The 21,226-nt window shown below is 63.6% G+C and carries 16 protein-coding genes; 7 read left to right on the top strand and 9 right to left on the bottom strand.

What is annotated here, in order from left to right:
* Nucleotides 1-382 precede the first annotated feature (382 nt).
* The gene (locus IRI77_RS28960) at nt 383-1,474 is read left to right on the top strand and encodes a hypothetical protein (RefSeq protein WP_194448450.1); all 1,092 of its coding nucleotides are present in this window, start codon (nt 383-385) and stop codon (nt 1,472-1,474) included.
* A gap of 141 nt (nt 1,475-1,615) precedes the next feature.
* Here IRI77_RS28960 and IRI77_RS28955 read toward each other — a convergent pair whose 3' ends face one another.
* Nucleotides 1,616-2,506: a DUF1186 domain-containing protein gene (locus IRI77_RS28955; protein WP_228486372.1), complete on the bottom strand. Its 891-nt coding sequence runs from the start codon at nt 2,504-2,506 to the stop codon at nt 1,616-1,618.
* 460 nt (nt 2,507-2,966) lie between these two features.
* Between IRI77_RS28955 and IRI77_RS28950 the strand changes: the two genes are divergently transcribed.
* On the top strand, nt 2,967-3,965 hold the full coding sequence (locus IRI77_RS28950; protein WP_194448448.1) for a hypothetical protein: 999 nt from the start codon (nt 2,967-2,969) through the stop codon (nt 3,963-3,965).
* A gap of 34 nt (nt 3,966-3,999) precedes the next feature.
* Here the strand turns inward: IRI77_RS28950 and IRI77_RS28945 are convergent, their stop codons facing one another.
* Nucleotides 4,000-5,454, bottom strand: a complete 1,455-nt coding sequence (locus IRI77_RS28945; protein WP_194448447.1) for an MFS transporter — start codon at nt 5,452-5,454, stop codon at nt 4,000-4,002.
* A gap of 164 nt (nt 5,455-5,618) precedes the next feature.
* Between IRI77_RS28945 and IRI77_RS28940 the strand changes: the two genes are divergently transcribed.
* Nucleotides 5,619-6,503 carry a LysR family transcriptional regulator gene (locus IRI77_RS28940; RefSeq protein ID WP_267239355.1) on the top strand — a complete coding sequence of 295 codons (885 nt, stop codon included), beginning with the start codon at nt 5,619-5,621 and terminating at the stop codon, nt 6,501-6,503.
* 75 nt (nt 6,504-6,578) lie between these two features.
* Here IRI77_RS28940 and IRI77_RS28935 read toward each other — a convergent pair whose 3' ends face one another.
* From IRI77_RS28935 to IRI77_RS28915, 5 genes are all read right to left on the bottom strand, one after another.
* Entirely contained in the window at nt 6,579-7,400 is an 822-nt protein-coding gene (locus tag IRI77_RS28935; protein ID WP_194448445.1) for an aldo/keto reductase, read from the bottom strand.
* A gap of 452 nt (nt 7,401-7,852) precedes the next feature.
* Entirely contained in the window at nt 7,853-9,166 is a 1,314-nt protein-coding gene (locus IRI77_RS28930) for an SIR2 family protein (protein WP_194448444.1), read from the bottom strand.
* Nucleotides 9,167-9,364: 198 nt separating this feature from the next.
* The gene (gene rpiB, locus IRI77_RS28925; protein WP_194453832.1) at nt 9,365-9,808 is read right to left on the bottom strand and encodes a ribose 5-phosphate isomerase B; all 444 of its coding nucleotides are present in this window, start codon (nt 9,806-9,808) and stop codon (nt 9,365-9,367) included.
* A 207-nt stretch (nt 9,809-10,015) separates the two neighbouring features.
* Entirely contained in the window at nt 10,016-11,707 is a 1,692-nt protein-coding gene (locus IRI77_RS28920) for a GH35 family beta-galactosidase (RefSeq protein WP_194448443.1), read from the bottom strand.
* 67 nt (nt 11,708-11,774) lie between these two features.
* Entirely contained in the window at nt 11,775-12,464 is a 690-nt protein-coding gene (locus IRI77_RS28915; protein WP_194448442.1) for a TetR family transcriptional regulator, read from the bottom strand.
* A 189-nt stretch (nt 12,465-12,653) separates the two neighbouring features.
* Here IRI77_RS28915 and IRI77_RS28910 point away from each other — a divergent pair, with 189 nt between their 5' ends.
* Nucleotides 12,654-12,983 (top strand): PadR family transcriptional regulator, encoded by a 330-nt coding sequence (locus IRI77_RS28910; RefSeq protein WP_194448441.1) that lies wholly within the window; start codon nt 12,654-12,656, stop codon nt 12,981-12,983.
* Nucleotides 12,984-12,987: 4 nt separating this feature from the next.
* Nucleotides 12,988-15,651 carry an ABC transporter permease gene (locus tag IRI77_RS28905; RefSeq protein ID WP_194448440.1) on the top strand — a complete coding sequence of 888 codons (2,664 nt, stop codon included), beginning with the start codon at nt 12,988-12,990 and terminating at the stop codon, nt 15,649-15,651.
* 36 nt (nt 15,652-15,687) lie between these two features.
* Here IRI77_RS28905 and IRI77_RS28900 read toward each other — a convergent pair whose 3' ends face one another.
* Together IRI77_RS28900 and IRI77_RS28895 are read right to left on the bottom strand one after the other, a co-directional pair.
* Entirely contained in the window at nt 15,688-16,164 is a 477-nt protein-coding gene (locus IRI77_RS28900; protein WP_194448439.1) for a hypothetical protein, read from the bottom strand.
* Nucleotides 16,165-16,228: 64 nt separating this feature from the next.
* Nucleotides 16,229-19,702, bottom strand: a complete 3,474-nt coding sequence (locus IRI77_RS28895; protein ID WP_194448438.1) for a PAS domain S-box protein — start codon at nt 19,700-19,702, stop codon at nt 16,229-16,231.
* A gap of 243 nt (nt 19,703-19,945) precedes the next feature.
* Between IRI77_RS28895 and IRI77_RS28890 the strand changes: the two genes are divergently transcribed.
* Both IRI77_RS28890 and IRI77_RS28885 read left to right on the top strand, forming a co-directional pair.
* Nucleotides 19,946-20,659 carry an FMN-binding negative transcriptional regulator gene (locus IRI77_RS28890; RefSeq protein WP_194448437.1) on the top strand — a complete coding sequence of 238 codons (714 nt, stop codon included), beginning with the start codon at nt 19,946-19,948 and terminating at the stop codon, nt 20,657-20,659.
* 202 nt (nt 20,660-20,861) lie between these two features.
* Nucleotides 20,862-21,218: an ArsR/SmtB family transcription factor gene (locus IRI77_RS28885; RefSeq protein ID WP_194448436.1), complete on the top strand. Its 357-nt coding sequence runs from the start codon at nt 20,862-20,864 to the stop codon at nt 21,216-21,218.
* Nucleotides 21,219-21,226 lie beyond the last annotated feature (8 nt).

The following is a 21,226-nucleotide window of genomic DNA, read 5'->3' as shown; positions in this document are numbered from 1 at the left end:
GGAATTCTCCGCTGGGACTTGGCACCGCCCTGGAGGGTCCCTGGCTGACAACGCGCCAGGCGCAGTCCGCGTCCGGCAGGGCCGGGCTGCTATGCGCAGTCACTCTCTAACCAAGACCCGCGCGGTGTTAAAACAGCTACGTTCGGGCGCGAGATTCGTTGCCCTTGAGCCGGCGAATCGGCCGGAAACCGGCGCCGTCCTACGGCGAGGGGCAGCCGTGTTTCCATGGTAGCGATTTGGGGTAGCGATGTGTCCATGTGATGGGGATCAACGCTCTGCCGGCGGGCCGGCCGGGTGCGGATTCCGGCGGGCCGGGCGCTGCAAGATATTCTGTACGCCAAAGTACCTGCAGGTTATACTGGGCGCACTCTCAAGGAGGGGCATGGCGGCCACCAAAGTCAGTTATTTCTACCAGAAGGTACTGAGCAAGACGCTCAAGTGTTCGCAGGTGCTGGACATGCTGATGGAACAGCCCACGTCCGCTGAGACGTCGCACGCGCACCTGCATACTTGCGACGGCTTTCGACTGGATCCTGCGAAGATCACGGTGAATGTGTTGGGGCTGCCCGTGGATCAGTTGCGGCAACAGAAGGAACGGGAGTGGGCGTACGACTCGCACCTTTTTCCGGGGGCGGGCAACGCACTGACGAGGTACCAGCCGGGGGCGTATCACGGTCTCGACCTCAACACGCGGAAGAGTCAGGTGATGCAGGATGCGAGCCGCCTGCCGCTCTCGAACCAGTACAACGAACGGACCGGGTTGGGCATTCTGCCGGGGATCGACCCTACGTTTGGCGTCCGGTACTACATCAAGAAGTTCCCGCCGGGTGGAAAAGGGAAGCCTCTCGATGTGGACATCGCCGGTCCCGGGGCGATTGGGGCACTGAATGCGGCGGACTATGTGTGTGAGCATGGCGTGATTAAGATCTTCCAGGGGCGGGGCGCACAGCTCACGGCGGCGGTGCCCATGGTTCCGGCCAAATCGACGCACACGATGTTTGAAGATTCCGAGTCGATGGTGATGCACCTGACGGCTGCCTTGCTGTCGGAGGCGGGGCTCGCCGTGCTGAAGACTTTGAAGGAGCGGGGGCACAACGGCGGCACCACCGTCGGGATTTTCTCGAAGACGGCCGTGCTGGCGGTAGCGCGGCATTTCCAGAATGTCGCGAACCAGAAAAACGTGGCGTATGACGCTGCCCAAACGCTGGACCGGAAGTCCGATACGAATCCCTTAAACCGGCGGCAGTTGACGGGGACCTTCACCAAGTCGACGCAGGCCATCGACCACGTCGTGGTGGTTTTGGCGTGTTCGCTGTTGAACGACCTGGTGGTGGTGACGTGCTACCCGAGTCCGGCGACCACGCAGGCGACGATCGGCACGGCTACTCGCGACGGAGAAGACATTGCCGAACACACGTTCGGCCAGCACACAAAGATGCCGCGGCAGGCTTCGCTGCCGACGCTGTCGTGGTGAGAGCGGGTGGCGAGGCCTCTTCCGCGCCGTTGGGATGGGGTGCGGAGGTGGACACGGACGGGACTTGACGAGTCCTGAGAAGCGGGCCGAGTGCCTCGGCGGGAATCCTCAGAACAGCAGGGGCCTGCCCGGCGCGGCGGCTTAGCCTCCGCAGCATTTTTTGTATTTCCGGCCACTCCCGCAGGGACACGGATCGTTCCTGCCGGTCTTGGGACCTTCGCGGATGATCTGAGTAGCTGGGGTGAATGCACCGGCACCGGGCGGCGGCCAGATAGCGGCCGCGCCGTCATCCTCCAGGCAGGTCCAACGCTCCATTGCCGCGATGGAGCCATCGACCAAGCGGTGGTGGGGATCGTCAGCGAGCCGCGCAAGAACCCGCTGCCGGCCCAGTGCCAGGTCGCTGCTGATACTATCGAGGCCAATGTAGCCGGGGTCGACGAGTTCGTTTTCAAATGCGCGCTGGATTTCGTCGAGGAGTTCCGCAGGATACAGGTCGCAGGCGCAGGAGACCAACTGGTCCCACACATGGGACGCCGTTCGTTGCAAGCGGCCTCGAAACAGCTCAGCGAAATAGGCTACGATCTCATCCCGGCTCTTCTGCCCGCTGGCCACCAGGGTCAAAAGACTACACAAAGCCGCGCCGCGCGCATACTCGGCGGCGTCTTCGTTCTCGATCAGGGACTGGATGCCCTGCAAGTCACCGTCACAGACCGAAGCCAGCACGTTTCCGAGGTTCTCCGTGATGAAGTCACCACAGAGGGAATCGAGCAGTTCGCCGGGAAGGGAGGCGAAGCGCACCAGGAGGGGATAGGCGCGCGGCTCGCGGAACTGCGCCAACAGGAACATGGCGTAGAGGTGGGCCATGTAGCCGCCTTCGGCATCGCGTTCCACCGCGTGGTCAGTGGTCTCTTCGAGGATTCGGAGCAACTGCGGCGTGATCTCTTCGCGGCGCTCCACTGCGGCTTGGACGGCGGCTCGCGCGTAAGGGCCGCTGGACCTTTCCATCGCTTGCAATATATCCGGTATTTCCATCTGCGTATCCTGAGGCTGGACGCCTCCTTCGCAGCATAACCTGTGCCAGACCTGCTTGTGTGGCGGCGGGCTGGGAGGGGGTGTTCGGCCTTCACAGGGATGGCCCTGGCGTTTTACGTCTCGTCAGGGTTCAGGTGGAGTTCCCTGTTGTCGAGCGCGTCCTCCCGCCTGTACTGGGAGGACACGGGCGGATGAATACCTGACCTTTGGGTATGTGCTACGCTAGCCGCAAACTGGGATACAAAAGAAAATCTGGGCTACTCCCGGCTTGAAGAAGCCTGCCACCGAGAAGACCCAGGCCATCCGCACCGTTGCGCGGCGCTTTTTCGCCGGCTGGCGGCGAGGGTAAACACTGTGTTCGCTTTCTACTCTCCAGGAGGACTGCCCGATGCCGCCGCCGACACAAGAGCTACTGAATGCTCGAACCGCGATTACAGAGATCATTTCCGAAAAAATGATTATGTCTGAGGACGCCAGCCGCCGAATCACGTATTGGCACCAGCAGATTAAGGTCTGGCAGGATCTGGACAGTCTCGAAGATGCGTTTGCGGATGGCCGGCTGACGTTCCGGCAGATGAGCCATCCCGAGAAGAAGTATAACTACGCAAAAGAGAACCCCACGAAAGACCCGGCACGCGAGAAAATGCTGGGCATTATCAACAACGACAGCCATCAGAAGCCGATTACCAACACGGCTGTCAGGAATGAGGACAATGTCTGGGTGCTGGGCGGCGGACGAAGGACACAGGTGCGGCTGGATGCCGGGGGTGCCGGTATAGTCCGGCGCATGGACCCGACGAATTTTCTGCGGACGGCGGAAGCGCCTCAATCCAGCAAGTTTCGATTGGGCCTGCACGCCTTGAGTGCTTCGCTGCTCAATCCGGCAAAATACGTCCTCAAGAAGTATGTGGAATCGGTGCTGATCGTTCTGATGCCGCTGCCCTTCCCGGAGGATGTCCGGTTGTTCTATCAACTCCGCGATCTATCCAAGGGCGGGGGCTGTCCGAGCTTCCAGAACGCAGTCGTCGTCATGGCGAGTGAATTTACGAGACCACAATTGGCGTCGAGCCTCGACATGGGCACGCAGTATGTTGTCGTCACCTCCGCCCGGACCGGGAAGGACAGCGTCAAGTACGTGCGAGGGACGAAGAACAATACAGTGGAAGGCCAATCGCCCACGGAATGCAGAAACCACGCCAGGGACAACTATAGGGCCATCCTGGGGGACGATGCCGCTAATGAGATCACGATTGCGTATAGGCGATGCGGCAACCGGAGCCAGTTTCCTGTCTTCGCCGTGAGTGATCCGGCGTCGACGGACTACGCCGAAGTGGCAATCACCCTGCCCCAACAGCCCGTACAGCGCAAATACGGGACTACCCCTTCGCCTGGCAATCCAAATTACGCAGCGACTGGCTTCATCATCAGCGGTACGGATTTTTCCAAACGGCGCGGTTAGGACGTTGGGCAATTCGAGATTCGCCTGAGGCCCGCTACCTGGGCCGCCGGTGGGTACCAATGGCGATGGCGGCGACAATCAGCAGGGCCGCTACGCCGAAGGTGGTTCTCATTCCGGCGGCGATGGCTGCGGGGCTCGCGGTTGTGATGCTGGCCGTTGAGGAGGCCAGCGCAAAGATCGCACCCATCGCGGAGGCCCCAGTGATGAGGCCGAGATTGCGGGACAGGCTGAGCAGACCGGAGATGAGGCCGCGCTGGTCCGGTTGGATTCCGGTGATGACGGCCGTATTGTTGGCGGCCTGGAACAGGGCATAGCTGGCGGTGATGCAGACGATGGGCGCCAAGTAACCGGCGATGCCGAGGGTCGCGGGCAGCAGGCCGAGAACCACGCAGCCGGCAGCGATTCCTATGAGCCCAGCGAGGGTCATGCGCTGCGCGCCCAGACGGTCGACGATGCGGCCGGCCGGGACTCCGGCAACCGCGGCCACCAGGGGTCCTACCGACAGGACGAGTCCGACCAGCGCGGCGTTGAGGCCGAGCGCCCGGGCGAGGTAGAAGGGGCCGACCACGAGAGTCGCCATGAGCACGGTGGAGACGAGTGCGCTCATAGCCAGGCCCGCACTGAGCTTGGGATTGCGGAACAGCCCCAACTGGATCAGCGGAGAGGCGGCGCGGGCTTCGACTTGGACGAACAGCGCGGTTCCGGCGGCGGCGGCCGCCAGCAGAGCCATGTTGAGGATTCCGAAGTGGCCGTGTCCCAGAGTCATGGACAGCGCATAGGCAGCGAGCGTCAACGCCAACAGGAAGGTGCCCTTGGCATCGAAGGCGGACCAGCGCGCTTTCGCTTCCTGGCGGTCCTCCACGGAACAAACCGTGCACGGATGGCCGGCGGGCAGGTAGCGTTGCGCAAGGTAGAGGTTGACGAGCCCCAGCGGCAGGTTGATGAGGAAGATCCAGCGCCAGCCGGGTCCGGCGATGAACAGGCCGCCGAGCGAGGGGCCCAGAGTGGTGCCGATGGCGGACATGGTCCCCAGCAGGCCCATGGTGCTGCCGGTCTTCTCCTTGGGGATGGTTTCACCAACGGAGGCGAGGGTGAGGGCCAGCATGATGGCGGCTCCGAGCCCCTGGGCGGCGCGGGCGGCGAGCAGGAACCAGAGGGTGGGCGCGGCGCCGCAGAGTACTGAAGCCACGGTGAACAGCGAGATGCCGGCCAGCAGGAACCGGCGGCGGCCGAGGAGGTCGCCGAAGCGGCCGGCGCTGACGATGAGGGTCGTGATGGCGAGCAGGTAAGCGAGGACGATCCACTGTACGGCCTGGAACGAAGCTCCGAACGCCTGGGCCAGGGCCGGCAAGCCTGCGTTCGCGATGCTGGTGTCGAGCGACGGCATCAGCATCGACAGGGAGAGGCTGGCCTGGATCCAGTGGAGAGAGGGACCGCGGCGCGCGGTTCCGGCCGCCCTGGTCTCTTGTTGCGCGGTGATGGGCATCATGGCGGTTTCCGTCTTTTGTCAGCTCTTTCCTGGTGATCTGTCCCAACCATACCTTTCCGTGTGACATGGCGGAAGACGCACCGTTTGCACTGTATGCGTGCACGAGACGCCATGCCGGAAACAGACTGCGCTACGATCAAGGAACGTCTCCCCCGGATTTCAATTTGCTGATTACGCTCGACGCCGTGCTGGCGGAGGGCAGTGTGGCACGCGCCGCGCGGCGGCTGCGGCTGAGCCCTTCGGCCATGAGCCGGGCGCTGGCGCGACTGCGGGAGACGACCGGGGATCCGCTGCTGGTGAGAGCGGGTCGCGGGCTGGTGCCGACGCCGCGGGCGCTGGAACTGCGAGAGCGGGTGGGCCAGTTGGTGCAGGAAGTGGAGTCGGTGCTGCGGCCGGCGGAACAGTTAGACCTCAAGCGGCTGGTGAGGACGTTTACGATCCGGGCGCGCGAAGGTTTTGTGGAGAACTTCGGAGCGAAGCTGGTTGCCCGCGCGGGCAAGGAGGCTGCGGGGGTGAGGCTGTGCTTCGTGCAGAAGCCGGACAAGGAGAGTACGGGGCTGCGGGACGGAAGCGTGGATCTGGAGACGGGCGTGGTGGGGACGGTGACGGGTCCGGAGATTCGCGTTCAGGCGTTGTTCCGGGACCGGTTTGTGGGTGTCGTGCGGAAGGGGCACGTGCTGAGCAAGGGAAAGATCACGGCCGCGCGGTATGCGGCGGGGCAGCACGTCGGCGTGTCGAGGCGCGGCCGGGAGCAGGGTCCGATCGACGACGCGTTACACGCGAGCGGGCTGGAGAGACAGACCGTGGCGATTGTCGGGGCGTTTGCGAGCGCGCTGGCGCTGGTGCGGGCGTCGGATTTGATTGCCAGCGTACCGGAGAGGCAGACCGGGGTACTGCGATCCGGGCTGTACACTTTTCCGCTGCCGTTTGAGGCGCCGGAGGTGATGATTTCCCTGATGTGGCATCCGCGGATGGAGGCGGATCCGGCGCACCGGTGGATGCGGGGTCTTGTGCTGGATGTGTGCGGGGGGAGGCCGGAGAAGAGGTGACGCCCGTCTCACCACTTGATCTAGCGGAAGAGCAGCCAGACTTGGAATTGAGGGCACGACGGAGCCCAGGCCCGGTCACTGCCCCATGAACCAGCCGGCGTGATCGTGCACATAGGCTCCGAAGCGCCGTAGATAGGCCATTTCGTCTTCCGGGAGCGGGCCGCGCTCGACTTCGCGAAGGTTCTCCAAGAGTTGACGTTCGTTGCTGGGCGCGGTGAGCGCCACGTCCACGTTGGGGTTTGAGAGCACGAACCGGTAGCACTGGCCGGCTGTGGCGACAGGCTCGTTTGCGGGCCAACCTTGAGGCCTGGCCAATAACCGGCGCCAGCGGGTGGCCGTGTAGCTGATCACTCCGGTTTTGTGCGCCGCGATGTGGGGGAAGACCTCCGTCTCGGCGCCGGGATGCGCCGCGTTGTAGCGGACCATCAGGGCGTCCACGGTGCCGCGTGCAGCCAGTTCTCCGGCGAACTTCCGATGGTGGCAGGAGATCGCGGTGGCCCTCACCTTGCCATCCGCGCGCAGGGCGGCGAGTTCCTCCTGGATCCGGGGCGGAAACTCCTTCGGCTTCAGAACGCCGAGGAAGTGAAACACGTCGATGTAGTCGGTCTTGTACCTGCGCAGTGCGTTTTCGAGGGACTTCCGGAGCGAGGTGTGGCCGATGATCCAGTTGTAGCTCCCCGTTGCGAGGATGACTTTTTCACGCTGGTCCGCGTTCATTCCGCGCACAACGCCGGTCATGTTTGTGTCGATGGCGTAGGCGAACAGGTAGTTCATGCCGTGGTCGAGCGCGCAGCGGACGGTGCGTTCTCCGGGGCGGTAGGAGGCCGACAGGCCCAAGCGGAAGACGGGCCAGTTCCCTGCTCCGAGGTTGTGGCGGAGAAAATCGGAGTCCTGCATCTTGAATCCTCTTGGACTGTAGATTAGCGCGGATTCATGGCCCGTTCCTTTCCAGTCGCGGTTCGCGACGGGTGGGCCTGCTCGGTTGAAGATGCTCAGGCAAGGGGTAGCGCTGCTGAATTGAGTGGAGACTTGCGGTGGCTATCCGCTCACTCACGTTCGCATCTCCGTTTGGCGGGCCGGAGAGACGGGGCTGGTTCCTTGGCCAACTTACGCGCTGAGGGAGGGCGGCAATATGCTGATGTGCGGAAGGGGTTCTCCGGAGGAGGGAAATGCCTTCCAGCCTGCGTCCAATTGTCTATCGCGTTCCTGATTTGCCGGCGGCCGAAGCGTGGTACGGGCAGGTCCTCGGGAAGTCTCCCGTGTTTGATTCGCCGATTGTCGTGACCTTTGCCGTGGGCGGAGTCCTGTTGAGCCTGACACCCGCAGGCAGAGGCCTGGCGCGCGACTGGCTACGGCCGCGGCTGCGCCAGAGCGGCCAGCAGGCTTTCCAGCGTACCTTCCACGGGCTGGAGCCGCAGGTCGGCGGCTCGGGCCTTGCCCAGGACGTCGCCCGGGATGATGGTCCAGTAGCCATCCAGGACGGGCCGCAGCGCCCGGAAGAGACGCAATATGCTGGGGTCGCGCAAAGAGGTTCCGGCAACCAGGAGCGGCGCGTCTTTGAGGAGATCCGTCAGGGCAGCCTCCAAACCGGTATCCGGCGCACCGAAGCGGGCCAGGTCCTTTTCGCTCATGACCAAGGCTTCGGGGAAGTCCACCGCGCCGTGGATCTTCCAGATGTATTTCTCCGGTGGCGGCGAGGGAAGGTGGGGGCCGACGACCAGAGTGTGTCCGGTTGTTTCTTTCGCGGCGGCCGCCTCAAGGAGATGGTCGTAGTTTGTGGTGATGATACGGGGGAAGAGGCGGACTGCGTGGCAATGAGCTTCGCCCGGGGTGACGCCGCCGGGCAGGTCGAGGAGTTCGCGCAGCTTCACGAGCAACTGGTCGCGACTATGCAGCAGCTCGAAGTCGCTGGTGACTGAGGCGATGCCGCTGCCGACGGGCGGCGGCATGTAGCCGGCGGCCTTCTCGCGAATGGACCGGACGAGCTCCGAGGTCAGGACGTCGGTGGAAGGCATGCCGGCTCGCAGTGAGATGCCGGAGCCGACCCAGAGGATGGCCTTGCCCTCAGCGACGGAACGGGCAAGGTGGACCGGAGGTTCGACCTGCCCGGGCGGAGGAGGAGGCGGCGGGGGTGCGCTTTCCACCTGGGTACGGCGCTTCGCGATGAGGTCGCGCTGATAGTGGTCAGAGAGCATCGTGACCACGGCCGCGGGTACCTTCTCGGAGAGATCGACCACATTCGTGAAGGTGCTGCGGAACTGCCCGCCTTCCCATTCCTCGATTTCGGAGCGGAAGCTGTCGCGGCGTTTGGCGTCCTCGCTGGTACGGTCGGCTTTGTAGCTCAGGTTTTTGAAGAAGGGCAGGACGGCCAGGCCGTGGGCGCGCGCGGCCAGGTACTCGCCGTGCGTGACTGAGACGTTCTGCTGTGCGAGCGGACCGGAGGTGGGGATCCAGCCATAACGGATACCGCCGAGCAGGATCATGGCGTGGCAGGTTTCGATCTCTTCGGAGATGCGATCCCACGAGGTGGCGCCGTTCGGGAGGATGCCTTCCGCGTTGACGGGCTCGAAGTTCATGGACCGGAGCTGCTCGACGATGGAGGCGCGCTCGTTCTCGAGGTCCTCCATGGTGCTGGAGATGAAGATGCGAAGTTTTCCCGGCATTGGCGCCCTCGATTGGTTTGCAGGGTATCACATAGGGCAACAGGAGGCAGAGCCAACCAGGGGGTTGGCTGCGGACCAGGGGGTCCGCCGTCCTGCGGGGTCGTGTGCCGGATTCGATCTCGGGTTGGGTGCCGGGGTCTCGGGATGGGTTTCGAGTTGGGTGCCGGGCTGAGTCGGTTGTCCAGGCAGAACAGGCGGCTACTGCTTTTCCATCTCGCCCAATTTGCGGACGCGGCGGCGGAACTCCTCACTGGTGCTGAACCTCGCATTCAGATAGGCGCTGAGCACCTCTTCGGCCACTTTGGGGCCGATGATCCAGGCGCCCATGCAGAGCAGGTTCACGTCGTCGTGCTCCACGCATTGATGGGCGGAATAGGTGTCATGGCATAGCGCGGCCCGGATGCCTCGAACCTTGTTGCCTGCGATGCAGGCTCCGACGCCTGTTCCACAGACGAGGATGCCGCGTTGCGCCCGCCCGGCCAGCACCTCGTCGCAGACTTTCTTCGCGATGTCCGGGAAGTCGACAGGATCCTCGCTGAAGGTGCCGCAATCCCTGACCGTGTGTCCCCAGGACTTCAGGAGCGCGATCACCGGCCCCTTCAAAGGGAAGCCGGCATGGTCGCAGCCGATAGCCAGGGGCATCTTTGATTCAGTGGGCCGCGGCTGGGCGGCTGACGCCAGGGGCGCCGCGGCGACTCCTCCCAGGAACCTGCGGCGGCGCATTGCTTCATCGGGCATCGGCTGATCCTCCTCCGCGCGCTACTTCCGCGCGGCGCAAGACTCGGAATTGCCCGCCACCTGAAAAGGCGGCGAGCCTGATGACAGCATACTCGTTGGCAAGCAGACGGGTCAGTCGAAGCGAACCAGCCGCACTTTCAGCATGCCGATCTTCGGGCCGGGCAGCGCGGGTGTGTAGATCTCGTCGCCATTGATGCGGCGGCCCGGCACCCATTGGCCTTTCTCGTAGTGGCCTTCGTCCTTGGAGGACATGCCGACCCGGGCGGGACCAGGAGAGTCGACCGCAAAACTGGGGTCAGCGTTGGCTCCGATGAAGAGGAACTCGTCGGCAGCCGTGTTGACGACGATGGCGAAGGGCCGGGTGTCGTTCGTCATGGCGCGTGAGGAGGTGGAGACGGCTCCGGGGAGTTCGCCCGTGGGCGTTCCGTCCCAGGCCACTGCGCGCCCACCGCCGCGCAGGCTGATCTTGTACCCGCCCAGGGAAACCGGCTCCGGCTTTTCGCCTTCGGCCACCAGGATGGCCCTCACTTTGCCCGCGGCCTGCCAGGCGGCGAGTTGAGGCAGCATTTCAAAGAGTAACTTGTAAGCTTGCGCAGCCTGTCCGTCCGGGTTGAGATCCTCGACACCGAACGGCGCCCACGCCCAGGCGGCATGGTGGCCCATGGCCCAGAAGAGGTTGCCCACCTGGTCGCGCGCCTCGGGAATGAAGAGCGGGTTGCCGGATCTGGCGTAGAGTGCGCAGGTCCCTTTAAAGTCGGGCACGTAGATGTCGGGCGCGAGGAGGTCGAGCGATGAGGCGGCGGCCCGGTAGACGTCCATCACGCGCGCTACGGGTCCGCCACTGGGGTATTGGCCGGGCAGGTCCTGCTTGGGCTGGGGCCCCAGCCAGGCGTTTGCGTACATGGGGATGTTCAGCTCCGCCTTGCCGGCTTTGGCGACTTCCCCGATGTAGCGGCCCACGTGATAGGCCATGAAGACTTCATCCGCCCACTCATCCGTGCCGAAGACCTCGGCCCAGGAGCCGCTCGTCCTGTAGCCTTGGCGCTTCCAGACTTCCAGCATCTCGGGCAACAGGGTTGCCTTGTTCTTCGTGAAGTAGCCCATCAGCGCGGCGGGCACGGGCCGGGCCCAGGCGGCTTCGGCGAGGGGCGAACGGTCGCGGCTGTCACCCAGCGAGCCGGCTTCATTCTCCACCTGCATCATGATGACGGTGTGCTGCGGGTCGACCTCACGAAGGTGGCGCATCAGGGCGCGGAAGGCTTTCGCGTCCGCTTTGAGCGTCTCTTCGCCCAGCGGGCTGAGCGGTCCGGTGCCCTTCTGCTCCATGTCGGCGGCGAGAAAGGAGGAGAGCCCCGAGTTCGGGCGGATGTTCAGCACCATCTGCGGGAAGCGCTTGCGATCGGCCTTGACCCAATGAGGCACATAGCTGGAACCCGCGTTCTTCCAAGTGGCGAACCAGATGAGGATGAGCCGCATATTGCGCTGCCGGGCCTCTTTGAGCTGGGCATCGACCAGGGTGAAGTCGAACTGGCCTTCGACAGGCTCGACCAGTTCCCAACTGGCGGTGCCGATCACCGTGTTGAGGTGCATGGCGGCCACCTTGTCCCAGATGGGCTTCATGAACGTAGCACTGGAGGCGCTGGAATTGTGGAGCTCGCCCGCGAGCATGATGTAGGGCTTGTTGTCGACAAAGAACTGCCGGACGGCTCCGTTCTGGCGGATCTGGGGCAAGGGCGCCGTTTGCGCTTCGATGTTCGCAGCGGCGAGGAAGAGCAGAGGAAGGAAAACGCTGGAGTACTTCATGGGAGTCAAGGATCGACGGAGAGTGAGAGATGACGATCGTTTCGGACGGCGGCCTGCATCCCGAGTCTCATTTCCGGGTACGAGCAGGCGCGCCCGATTTGGCGGGACGCCGGGTTCCGCTGTCCGGCTCGGTACAGAGTAGATGGTTGAGCTTGCCCAACACCAGATCGACTGTCTGGGGGATATCGCCCTGGCCCTGCTCGTACCAGCAGCGGACGGCGACGCCGGCAACCTGCAACGTCAGGCCGGCCAGGAGGCTCGCTGCCAGGCCGTCCTCACCGCACAGACGGCAGCGGCGGGCGAAAGCCTCGCCGACCTGGTGCTGCACTTCCGGCAGCCTCGACATCTCGGCCGCCTGGGCGCCGGGATGCTCCGCCAGGATGGCCATGATCTTCGGCGTGCGAGGATGCGCCGCGGAGGCTTTTACGACCTCAAGCACCGTAGCCTGAAGGACCTCCCGCAGCGTGAAACCAGGAGGGCAGGAATCGATGGCCGCTGTGAGGATGGTTCCGTAGCTCAACATGGCGTGGGCCATCAGGTCGTTCTTCGAGGCAAAGTAGCGGAAGAAGGAGCGCCGGGAGACGCCCGCCGCCCGTGCAATGTCGTCCACAGTGGTCTCGTCGAAACCCTTTTCCGCAAAGAGGTCGATGGCGGCATCCCAGATCGCATCCCGCACAAACTGCTGCTTGCGGAGCTGCAGGGTGGGCAGCGCATCCGGCGCGTCGGGGATCACCTCGTTCAAATGCTGAAGACTCATGGAGCTACAGCGAAGCTATCACGACTTGCCCTCTGTGGCAAGATAGGCATTTTATGCTGACTATGGCATTCAGTGCCGATCGCGACCTAGAAGCGAAACTGCAACGGGGAGGGGTCTCCTCACCTTACCGCAATTCATACCTTGACACTCTGCATATGTCGTGATTCTATGCATGTAGACATTCTAGGCATGGAACCAAAGAAATCGGACCTGTTGCAGGGCACGCTCGACCTGCTTGTTCTCAAGACACTCGCTTCCGGGCCGCTGCACGGATACGCCATCGCACAGAGGATCCTGGTGGCTTCGCGCGAGACGCTGGACGTGCAGCAGGGGTCGCTCTATCCGGCCCTGCACCGGCTGGAGCGGAAGCGGCTGGTGGAGGCCGAGTGGCGCGAATCAGAGAACGGCCGGATGGCCAAGTTCTACACGCTGACCAAGCTGGGGCGAACGCAGCTGGAAGCGGAGCTCGACCAATGGAAACTCTACGCACAGTCGATCCGGTGGGTCCTCGAGGCATAACATCATGCAACTGCCCTGGAACAGAAAAGAATCGGAGCTCGAGCGCGAGGTGCGGTATCACCTGGAGGCGCTCGCCGAAGGGTTCGAACGCCAGGGCTTGAGTCCGGCCGAGGCGATGCTGCGGGCGCGCCGCGAGTTTGGCGGGGTGGAGCTCTACAAGGAGCAGTGCCGGGATGAGAGGCGCTGGCAGCCGCTGGCGCAGCTCTGGCAGGATCTGAGCTTCGGCGCGCGCATGATGCGCAAAGCCCCGGCCGTCACCGCCTCCGCTGTGCTTTCGCTGGCATTGGGCATTGGGGCGACGACGGCGATTCTGTCACTGATGGACGCCGTGCTGTGGCGAACACTGGCGGTGCCGCAGCCTGAGCAACTGACCGAGATCCTGTGGCAGTCGAAGGGGCGGCCCGAGGGCATCTACCAGAACTCCAACGGGAGCATGTATCGAGACGGGGCGATTCACGTCGCTGATTTCTTCAGCCGTTCGGCGTTTGATGCGTTCCGGACCAGGCTCCAACGCGCCAACGTCGCGGCGCATCTGAATCCCGATGACGTCAGCACGAGTTATGCGGGCGTTACGTCGGTGGCCCGGCTGCGGGCCGTGACAGGGAATTTCTTCGCGATGCTGCAAGTGCAGCCCATGGCGGGCCGATTGCTGCAGCCGGCGGATGACCGGGCAGAGGCGCCGTTGACGGTGGTGGTCACGCACACCTTCTGGGGTACGAACCTCCGGAGCGATGCGAGGGCAGTGGGGCGCGTGTTGAGGATCAACAACCGTTCGTACACGATTGCGGGCGTGCTGCCGCCACGGTTTGGCGGAATCGCAGCCGGCGACTCGACCGATCTCTACACCACGATCGAGCACGCGCCCGCGGTGCTTGAGCCGGATAGCAGCGAAAGAAAAGGGGCGTCCGATCCGATGACCTGGTATCTGCAGCTGCTGGCTCGACGGGCACCCGACGTGGCGCCCGAGGCGCTGGCGCCGGAGATGGATGCCCTGTTCCGGGGGACGTGGGCGGCTCAGCCGAAGAACGTGGAGAGTGCTCCGGCGATCCGGCTGCAAGAGGCCAGCGGCGGCATCGGCAGCCTGCGCCGCGATTTCGGAAATCCGCTGGCGATGCTATTGGTGCTGGTGGGCTTCGTGCTGCTGACCGCCTGTGCAAACATCATGAACCTGATGCTGGCACGGGCGGACAGCCGTCGCCGGGAGGTGGCGCTGCGGGTGTCGTTGGGCTGCAGCCGGGCGCGGCTGATGCGCCAGTTCTTCACGGAAAGCGCGCTGCTGGCTGCCCTGGGCGGCGTACTGAGTATTGGGGTCGCCTACGCCACAGCCAATTTCGCCGTCACGCTGATGCCGGGCGATCTGCGGCTGAACATTGATGTGGATCTGCGCGTGATCCTGGCGACCCTGGCGGTAACGGCGGTCACTACTCTGGCCTTTGGGCTGTACCCGGCGTGGCGCGCCGTCCACCTGGACGCGGCACCGGCGTTGAAGGAGGGCAGCGGGGCGAGCGGCGGCGTGCGGCATACGTGGATCGCGCCAGGCAAGATTATGGTGCTGGCGCAGGTGGCGTTCAGCGTCCTGCTGGTAGCGGCCGGCGCGGCCTTTACCGCACACCTGAGAAAGATCGTCACAAGCGATACGGGTTTTGAACGGACGCGTATCCTGATGTTCGACCTGCGACCGGGTGAATCCGGATACCACGAGGAGAAGTTGCGGCAGTTCTACATCCAGTTGGAACAACGGTTGCGCGAGGTTCCTGGAGTGGAGTCGACCGGCCTGGCTCGTATCCGGCCGATGAAGGGTGGAGGCTACTGGGATGACATCCGCATCGCTGGGCATCCGAAGCCCGTCTCCACCGCGGTGAACCTCGTGACGTCCGGCTATTTCGATGCTCTTGGTGTCAAGGTGATTGCAGGCCGCGCCTTCACGCGTCAAGACGTACTATCGCAGGCCAAGGTGGCCGTTGTGAGCGAGGACTTCGGCAAGGAACTGGGACGGTCGCCACTGGGGCTCACCTTCCAAATGGACGGCAAGCCGATCGAGATCGTGGGCGTCGCGGCACGCGCGCGCTATTCGCGATTGACTGCGCAGCCAAATGTGCTTTACCTGCCGCATACGCTCAACCACGACACCACGACGGTGCTGGTGCGCACTTCGATCCCACCGCTGCAGGTGATGGGCGGAGTGCGCAAGCTGGTGGCCGATCTGGACGCCAATCTGCCGATCGTGAAGGCGGTGACCATGCAGGAGCAGATCGCCACGACGCTGCGGCGGGAACGGCTGTTCGCATGGCTGTGCGGCGCATTCGGGGTCCTGGCGCTGGTGTTGTGCATGGTGGGCCTGTACGGCGTGATGGCCTATGCCACGTCGCGGCGCCGCCAGGAGATCGGGATCCGTATGGCGCTGGGCGCATCGCCGGGCAGGCTGCTGCGGCAGGTGATTCGGGAAGGCGTCGGGGTGGCGATGGCCGGATGTGTAATTGGGACGCCGATGGCCTGGTGGGCCGCGCGGCGGTATGTGGACTACAAGCGGCTGGGCATGGAGCCGCTCGATCCTGTCATCGTGGCCTGGGCAGCCGGCGCGCTGGCCATTTCGGCGCTGCTGGCGGTACTCGGTCCGGCGATCCGGGCCGCGTCGTCGGACCCGATCCAGGCGCTGCGTGAGGGGTAAGCAGCATCCTGCCAGGCACGCTGCTTCGCCTTACGGTCATTTGGCCGGATACCAGCCGCGATCCCAGGGGAACGCAAAGGTGGACCTGTTGGCGTAGCGCGTCATTTGGAACTCCAGGCGGGCTCCGGCGCCGGGATCCTGCCGCACCGTGATGACCGGACGCTGGTACTGAGTCCGCTTTCCCGCAATGGTGACCGATTCGAAACGGTGCTCGCCATAGCCGCCGGCCTGCACCACGACTTCACGTGACTCGATCGGATTCGTGTTGACGAGGGTGACCGCGGCTGAGTCAGCACCGGGCTTTTCGACCAGGGCGCCGACGTCCTCCGGCAGCCCGGCGCGGCGCCGCACGGGATCGAAGTTGCGGAAACGGCTATGGAGCACCCAGATGCGGCCGCTGGAGAAGTAGCCGCCCAGGGTGAGGTTGGTTAGTGCGTTGGTGGTGGCCGGGTTAAAGTCGAGCAGATAGTCGGCCAGCCGCGAATCAGCGGTCGTATGATCGTTGTGAATCATATCGACACGCTGGCGGACACGGGCCAGACCGCTCTGGAGCGATTGCGATGGGATCCGCTGCTGTCTAGACCGCCGGCTCCACTCTGCCTGTTCCGGGATTCGAGAGCAATTCCCTCACCACCCTGAGGAGAGTCTCCGGCGTATAGGGCTTGGGGACAAAGCGGGCGCCTGTGCTCAGGAACTCCTCTTTCCGGATGGACTCACCCGCATAGCCGGAAACATACAGGACCTTCAATTGAGGGTTGGCGCACTGGAGATGCTGGACGAGTTCCGTGCCGCTCATGCCCGGCATCATGAGGTCGCTGATGACCAGATCGATGCGGCCCTCAAACCTGTTTTGCATGGCCAGGGCATCACCGCCATTCGCTGCCTGTAGAACCTGATAGCCGTAATGCTTCAGAATCCCGACGGCAATTCCGCGCACGCTCTCGTCGTCTTCCACCACCAGGACCGTCTCGTGGCCCATTAGGCCGTCACGGGAGTGGGAGAGGCCGGCCGTGGCGCCTTCGGGGTCCGGGATGGATGGGAGGTATATGTGGAAGGACGACCCCCGGCCGGTCTCACTTTCCACGTCGAGGAAGCCGGCGCTGCGTTCGACGATCCCATAGACGGTGGAGAGCCCGAGGCCGGTGCCGTGGGTCCGGTCCTTAGTGGTGAAGAACGGCTCGAAGATGTGCTGCAGGACCTCAGGGGTCATGCCGGAACCGTCGTCGGTCACGGTCAGCTCCAGGTGAGGGCCGCTGCGGTTCGGCCAGGCTTCGTTGCCCTCGAGAATCACCTTCGCGGTCCTGATGTGCACGTGACCGGAACGCGAAATGGCGTCGCGGGCATTGATGGCGAGGTTCATGAGGATCTGCTCCAGATGAGTCGCATCGACCATCACGAAGCCGGCCTCCGGATCCAGGTCCAGATGGAGTATCACGTTCTCCCCCATGAGGCGGCTGAGCATCTTCTGGAGACCTTCAATCACCGAATTGGGATTCAGCGCCTCGCAATGCTCGATCTCCTTGCGGCTGAAGGCCAACAATTGGCGGGTGAGCGCCGCGGCGCGTTCGCCCGCTTCATGAATCTGATTGAGCGATTCGGCCAGGACGCTGCCGGGCGCAGCCTCCTGCTGCAGAAGTCCTGAATAGCCGTTGATGACGGTCAGGTGGTTGTTGAAGTCATGGGCAACACTTCCGGCCAGGCGTCCGACCGACTCCAGTTTCTGGGATTGGAGTACCTGCTGTTCGAGAAATTTCCTCTGCGTGATGTCGACGCGGGAGCCTACGATACGCCGGGGACGGCCCGCGTCATTAAGTCCCACCACCTTGGCTGAGCCAAGAATCCAGACGTAATGTCCATCTTTGTGGCGCGCCCGAAACTCGACCGAGGTACTGGAGATCCTTCCTGACTTGAGGGATTCCTGTTCATTGTCCAGCCTGGCCCGGTCATCAGGATGCGTGACCTCCCGCCACGTGGCGTAGTCCGACGCCAGTTCGCCCGGTTGGTACCCCAGCATGGTGCAGAATCTTGGGCTCAAGAAGCGCTGGTCCTTCTCGATGTCCCAGTCCCAGTACCCCTCATTGGCCGCGTCCAGCGCGAATTCGAGCCGTTCCTGTGCCAGCAGGCGATCGCGTTCGGCGCGTTCCCGGTCGCGCTCCAGGTCGATGCGAGCCAAAGCGAGCGAGAGACTCTCGCCCACTTCCTCGGCCAAATCAATCTCCTCCGCACAGAAAAAACCGGGTTCCGACGAGTACAGGCCAAGAACATAGGCCGTTCTGCCACGACGCGAAACAGGCAGGCAGATCGAGGACCGCAAACCATACCGGGCAGCGGTTTCGCGCCAGGGCGTCATGTGGGGGTCGGTGTCGAAATCGGCGGAAGCGACGGCCCGGCCTTCCCGGATGCAAGCGCCGGTTGGCCCGGAACTGAGGGGACCGCTGCCGGTCTCAATCCTGACTTCATCCAGGTAAGCCGCTGCCGGCCCGTTCTTTGCGAGAGGCAGCACCATCGACGTCTCCGGATCCACCTGCCCGACCCAACTGACGTGGAAGCCGCCCGATTCCACGGCGATGCGGCAAACTTCGTGGAAGAGTTCGTCCTCTGAGCGGGCCCGGGCGATGGCGGCATTGCAGCGGCTGAGGACAGCGTACAGATGGTTGAGACGTTGAATCTGCTGCTCGGCCAGTTTGCGTTCCGAGATGTCGCGCAGGATGCTCTGGTAGACGCAGTGATCGTCGACGAGAATCTCCGACGAGCTGACTTCAGTGGGGAAGGAACGGCCGTCCTTGCGGCGATTGGCTGTTTCGAAGACGACACTTTTCCTCTCTTCGACCACCTTCATGACCCGCTCAAAATCGTCGGCGTGCTGATCGGGCTTCAGCTGCGGAATGCGCATGGCCAGCATTTCTTCGCGCGAGTAGCCGAACATTTCGACCGCGCGGTCGTTGACTTCGATGATGCGGCCGTCGCGCTCAAAGACCAGGATGGCGTCGTTAGCATGGCGTGAGAGGGAGTTGTACATGCTAAGCAGCCGGTTCCGCTCGATTTCGGAACGGTACTTCTCAAGGTAAAACCGGCCGCTCTGGCGCCGCAGGATCAACCAGACGAGAGCACCGCTGAGCAGCATCAGGACAGCCAGTTGAATGGAGAACTGTATGGTCGCTCGAAGCTCTGGGGCCAAGGCTTCACTTCGGTCCATCTTGGCCACTACATACCAGTCCGAGCCGGGGACCAGGCAGGCAGCGGCCACAACGGCCGCCCCACGGTAGTCCATCCCGTCGATAGATCCGGATTCTCCCAGTACGGCCCGAACGGAGGGCAGCTCTGTTTTGGAGAGAGGTTGGCGGACGGTCAGTGCGGAACCGGGACGAAGGCGGGTACTGTTCAGGAAGAGGACACTGTCGCCCTCACGCCGGACGAGCAACAGTTCTCCGGTCTGCCCGGCGCCCACCCAATCGCGGAGCGTGGGGAACAGGTAGTTCTCCGGTTCGATGCCGAGCAGAAGATAACCAAGCTTCTCTCCCTGAAGCGACCTGAGGACAATGTTGGCGCTGAGCAGGGGAGCGCGCCTGGAAGCGACGGCCTCAGGAGCGCTGTAGGCGATGCCCGAAGTGTCCCCCATTCTGGCAATCCATGCCTGCAGTTGTTGGGCATCCTCGAAGGTCTGCCCAACCGACAGCAGCACCTCGCCTCGCAAGCCGACGAGGGTCACGCTGGCATAGCGGTATTGGGTGCGCAGAATCCCAAGCCACTCGCGCGCCTGCGCCTGCTCCAGCGGAGTAGCTTCTCCATGCAGGATGTGCAGCAGCAGGGGCGTGTGCTTAATGCCGGCGGCCAACACTTCCGCGTCGGCGAGCCGTTCGCCGCGCCAGGCGGCAACATCGGCTGCCTTCATGTTGGCCGCGGCGTCCACCCTGAGATGCACCTCGGAGTCAAACTCGCGGCGCAAATGAAGGAGGTAGAAGAATCCCGCCACGGCGATGCCGGTCATGAGCAGCGCCAGAACCTGCACGGGGGAGACAGCCCTGGATGACCCTTTCGACGACTGCTTCATCTCGAACCCAGTCTATGCCGATTGGATGCGGATGCAATGACATAGAATTGCCGCGCAAGGACACTTCGCAGGAAGTGCGCCAGCGGCGGGAGGCCAGGAGTCCAAGTGGCGCCGGCCGTCTGACCCCCGACACTGCGGCAACAGGCAAATGGCTTGCCACCCGGCCGAGAATCCCTGTGGGTGCTCGACTGGCCGAACCGTGATCGAGTTGAAGCCTGAACCCGGGCGTGCTTTCCTAATTGCATGCCTAAACGCCGTGAGTTTCTGGGCGCCCTCTCTTCTCTCGGCCTGGGCGCTCCCATGGAAACAGCCGACAAGAGCACCATCTACATCCCGGACCGCCAGCGCGAATCGGATCGCGGAGTCATTCTCGACTTCCTGGAAGAGTATTCCTTCGCCATGCTCGTCACGGCCGCAGGGGGTGTTCACATCACGAATGTCCCCACCTTGTTCGACCGTTCGACGGAGGGCTGGGGCAAGGTCTGGTGGCATCTGGCGAAGAGCAACGGGCAGAATCAGGTGTTCGACGGAAACACGGAATGCACGGTTGTCTTTCACGGTCCTCACGGCTACATATCCCCAAACTGGTACACCACGAAGAATGCGGTTCCCACCTGGAACTTCGCCGTCGTGCACGCGACGGGTAAACCCAAACGAGTGGACGACGACGCAGCGTTCGCGAAGTCACTGCAGCGACTGGTGGCCCGCAATGAAGGCGCTTATGGCGGCGGAGACCGCTGGGAATTCGCGAAGTTGCCGGAGTCCTACCTGAAGGGGATGCGGCAGGGCATCGTGGCTTACGAGATGGTGATCGACCAGGTGGAAGCGAAGTTCAAACTGGGCCAGGAGCGTTCGGCCTCCGACCGCGCCGGGATCCTGAAGGGTTTGGAAAGCGGCCGTAAGGAACGCAACCTGGAAGAACTGACCAGGGCGCACTACGGGCGGATCAAGGAGTAGACGGGCCAGGCATCCAGCTCGCAATACCCTGGCCGGCGGACGAATCCCCGACCCCCGCCGTTCCTCTCTCCATCCACTCCAGCACCCGCGCCACCTAAAGAATCGACCTGCCGGACAGAGGCTTGCTCATCCCGCGGCCAGCCGGGTATTGACAGGTTTTGCGTCTTATTGCATAATCGCGCGGTTATATAATGAATCAGCAATGAATCAAACACAACGTCTGGATGCCACGTTTGCGGCCCTGGCCGATCCGACGAGGCGGGCCATCCTGGCCCGGCTCGCGGCCGGCGAGGCTTCCGTGATGGAACTGGCCGAGCCGTTCGCGATCTCCCAGCCTGCGATTTCCAAACACCTGCAGGTGCTGGAGCGCGCCGGCCTGATCTCGCGAGGCCGCGACGCGCAGCGCCGGCCGCGACGCCTGGAGGCAAGGCCGCTGGCCGATATCGCAGGCTGGCTCGAAGACTATCGCAAGTTCTGGGAAGGCAGCTTCGAACGCCTGGACGAACTGCTGGACGAGATGAAAGCCAGCGAGAAGAAGCAGAAGCGCAAGAAGAAATGAAAGGGGTC

It is taken from the genome of Paludibaculum fermentans (assembly GCF_015277775.1).
GTDB lineage: Bacteria > Acidobacteriota > Terriglobia > Bryobacterales > Bryobacteraceae > Paludibaculum > Paludibaculum fermentans.
Note: the sequence above shows the minus strand (reverse complement) of the source record. Positions and strands in the feature narration are given on the sequence as shown.

Excerpts from the sequence above, each read along its gene's own strand:
- IRI77_RS28945 (WP_194448447.1), bottom strand. The coding sequence starts at position 5,454 with ATGATGCCCATCACCGCGCAACAAGAGACCAGGGCGGCCGGAACCGCG.
- IRI77_RS28905 (WP_194448440.1), top strand. The coding sequence starts at position 12,988 with ATGCAACTGCCCTGGAACAGAAAAGAATCGGAGCTCGAGCGCGAGGTG.
- IRI77_RS28930 (WP_194448444.1), bottom strand. The coding sequence starts at position 9,166 with ATGCCGGGAAAACTTCGCATCTTCATCTCCAGCACCATGGAGGACCTC.
- IRI77_RS28890 (WP_194448437.1), top strand. The coding sequence starts at position 19,946 with ATGCCTAAACGCCGTGAGTTTCTGGGCGCCCTCTCTTCTCTCGGCCTG.
- rpiB (WP_194453832.1), bottom strand. The coding sequence starts at position 9,808 with ATGCCCCTGGCTATCGGCTGCGACCATGCCGGCTTCCCTTTGAAGGGG.
- IRI77_RS28920 (WP_194448443.1), bottom strand. The coding sequence starts at position 11,707 with ATGAAGTACTCCAGCGTTTTCCTTCCTCTGCTCTTCCTCGCCGCTGCG.
- IRI77_RS28915 (WP_194448442.1), bottom strand. The coding sequence starts at position 12,464 with ATGAGTCTTCAGCATTTGAACGAGGTGATCCCCGACGCGCCGGATGCG.
- IRI77_RS28900 (WP_194448439.1), bottom strand. The coding sequence starts at position 16,164 with ATGATTCACAACGATCATACGACCGCTGATTCGCGGCTGGCCGACTAT.
- IRI77_RS28895 (WP_194448438.1), bottom strand. The coding sequence starts at position 19,702 with ATGAAGCAGTCGTCGAAAGGGTCATCCAGGGCTGTCTCCCCCGTGCAG.
- IRI77_RS28960 (WP_194448450.1), top strand. The coding sequence starts at position 383 with ATGGCGGCCACCAAAGTCAGTTATTTCTACCAGAAGGTACTGAGCAAG.
- IRI77_RS28885 (WP_194448436.1), top strand. The coding sequence starts at position 20,862 with ATGAATCAAACACAACGTCTGGATGCCACGTTTGCGGCCCTGGCCGAT.
- IRI77_RS28950 (WP_194448448.1), top strand. The coding sequence starts at position 2,967 with ATGTCTGAGGACGCCAGCCGCCGAATCACGTATTGGCACCAGCAGATT.
- IRI77_RS28910 (WP_194448441.1), top strand. The coding sequence starts at position 12,654 with ATGGAACCAAAGAAATCGGACCTGTTGCAGGGCACGCTCGACCTGCTT.
- IRI77_RS28955 (WP_228486372.1), bottom strand. The coding sequence starts at position 2,506 with ATGGAAATACCGGATATATTGCAAGCGATGGAAAGGTCCAGCGGCCCT.
- IRI77_RS28935 (WP_194448445.1), bottom strand. The coding sequence starts at position 7,400 with ATGCAGGACTCCGATTTTCTCCGCCACAACCTCGGAGCAGGGAACTGG.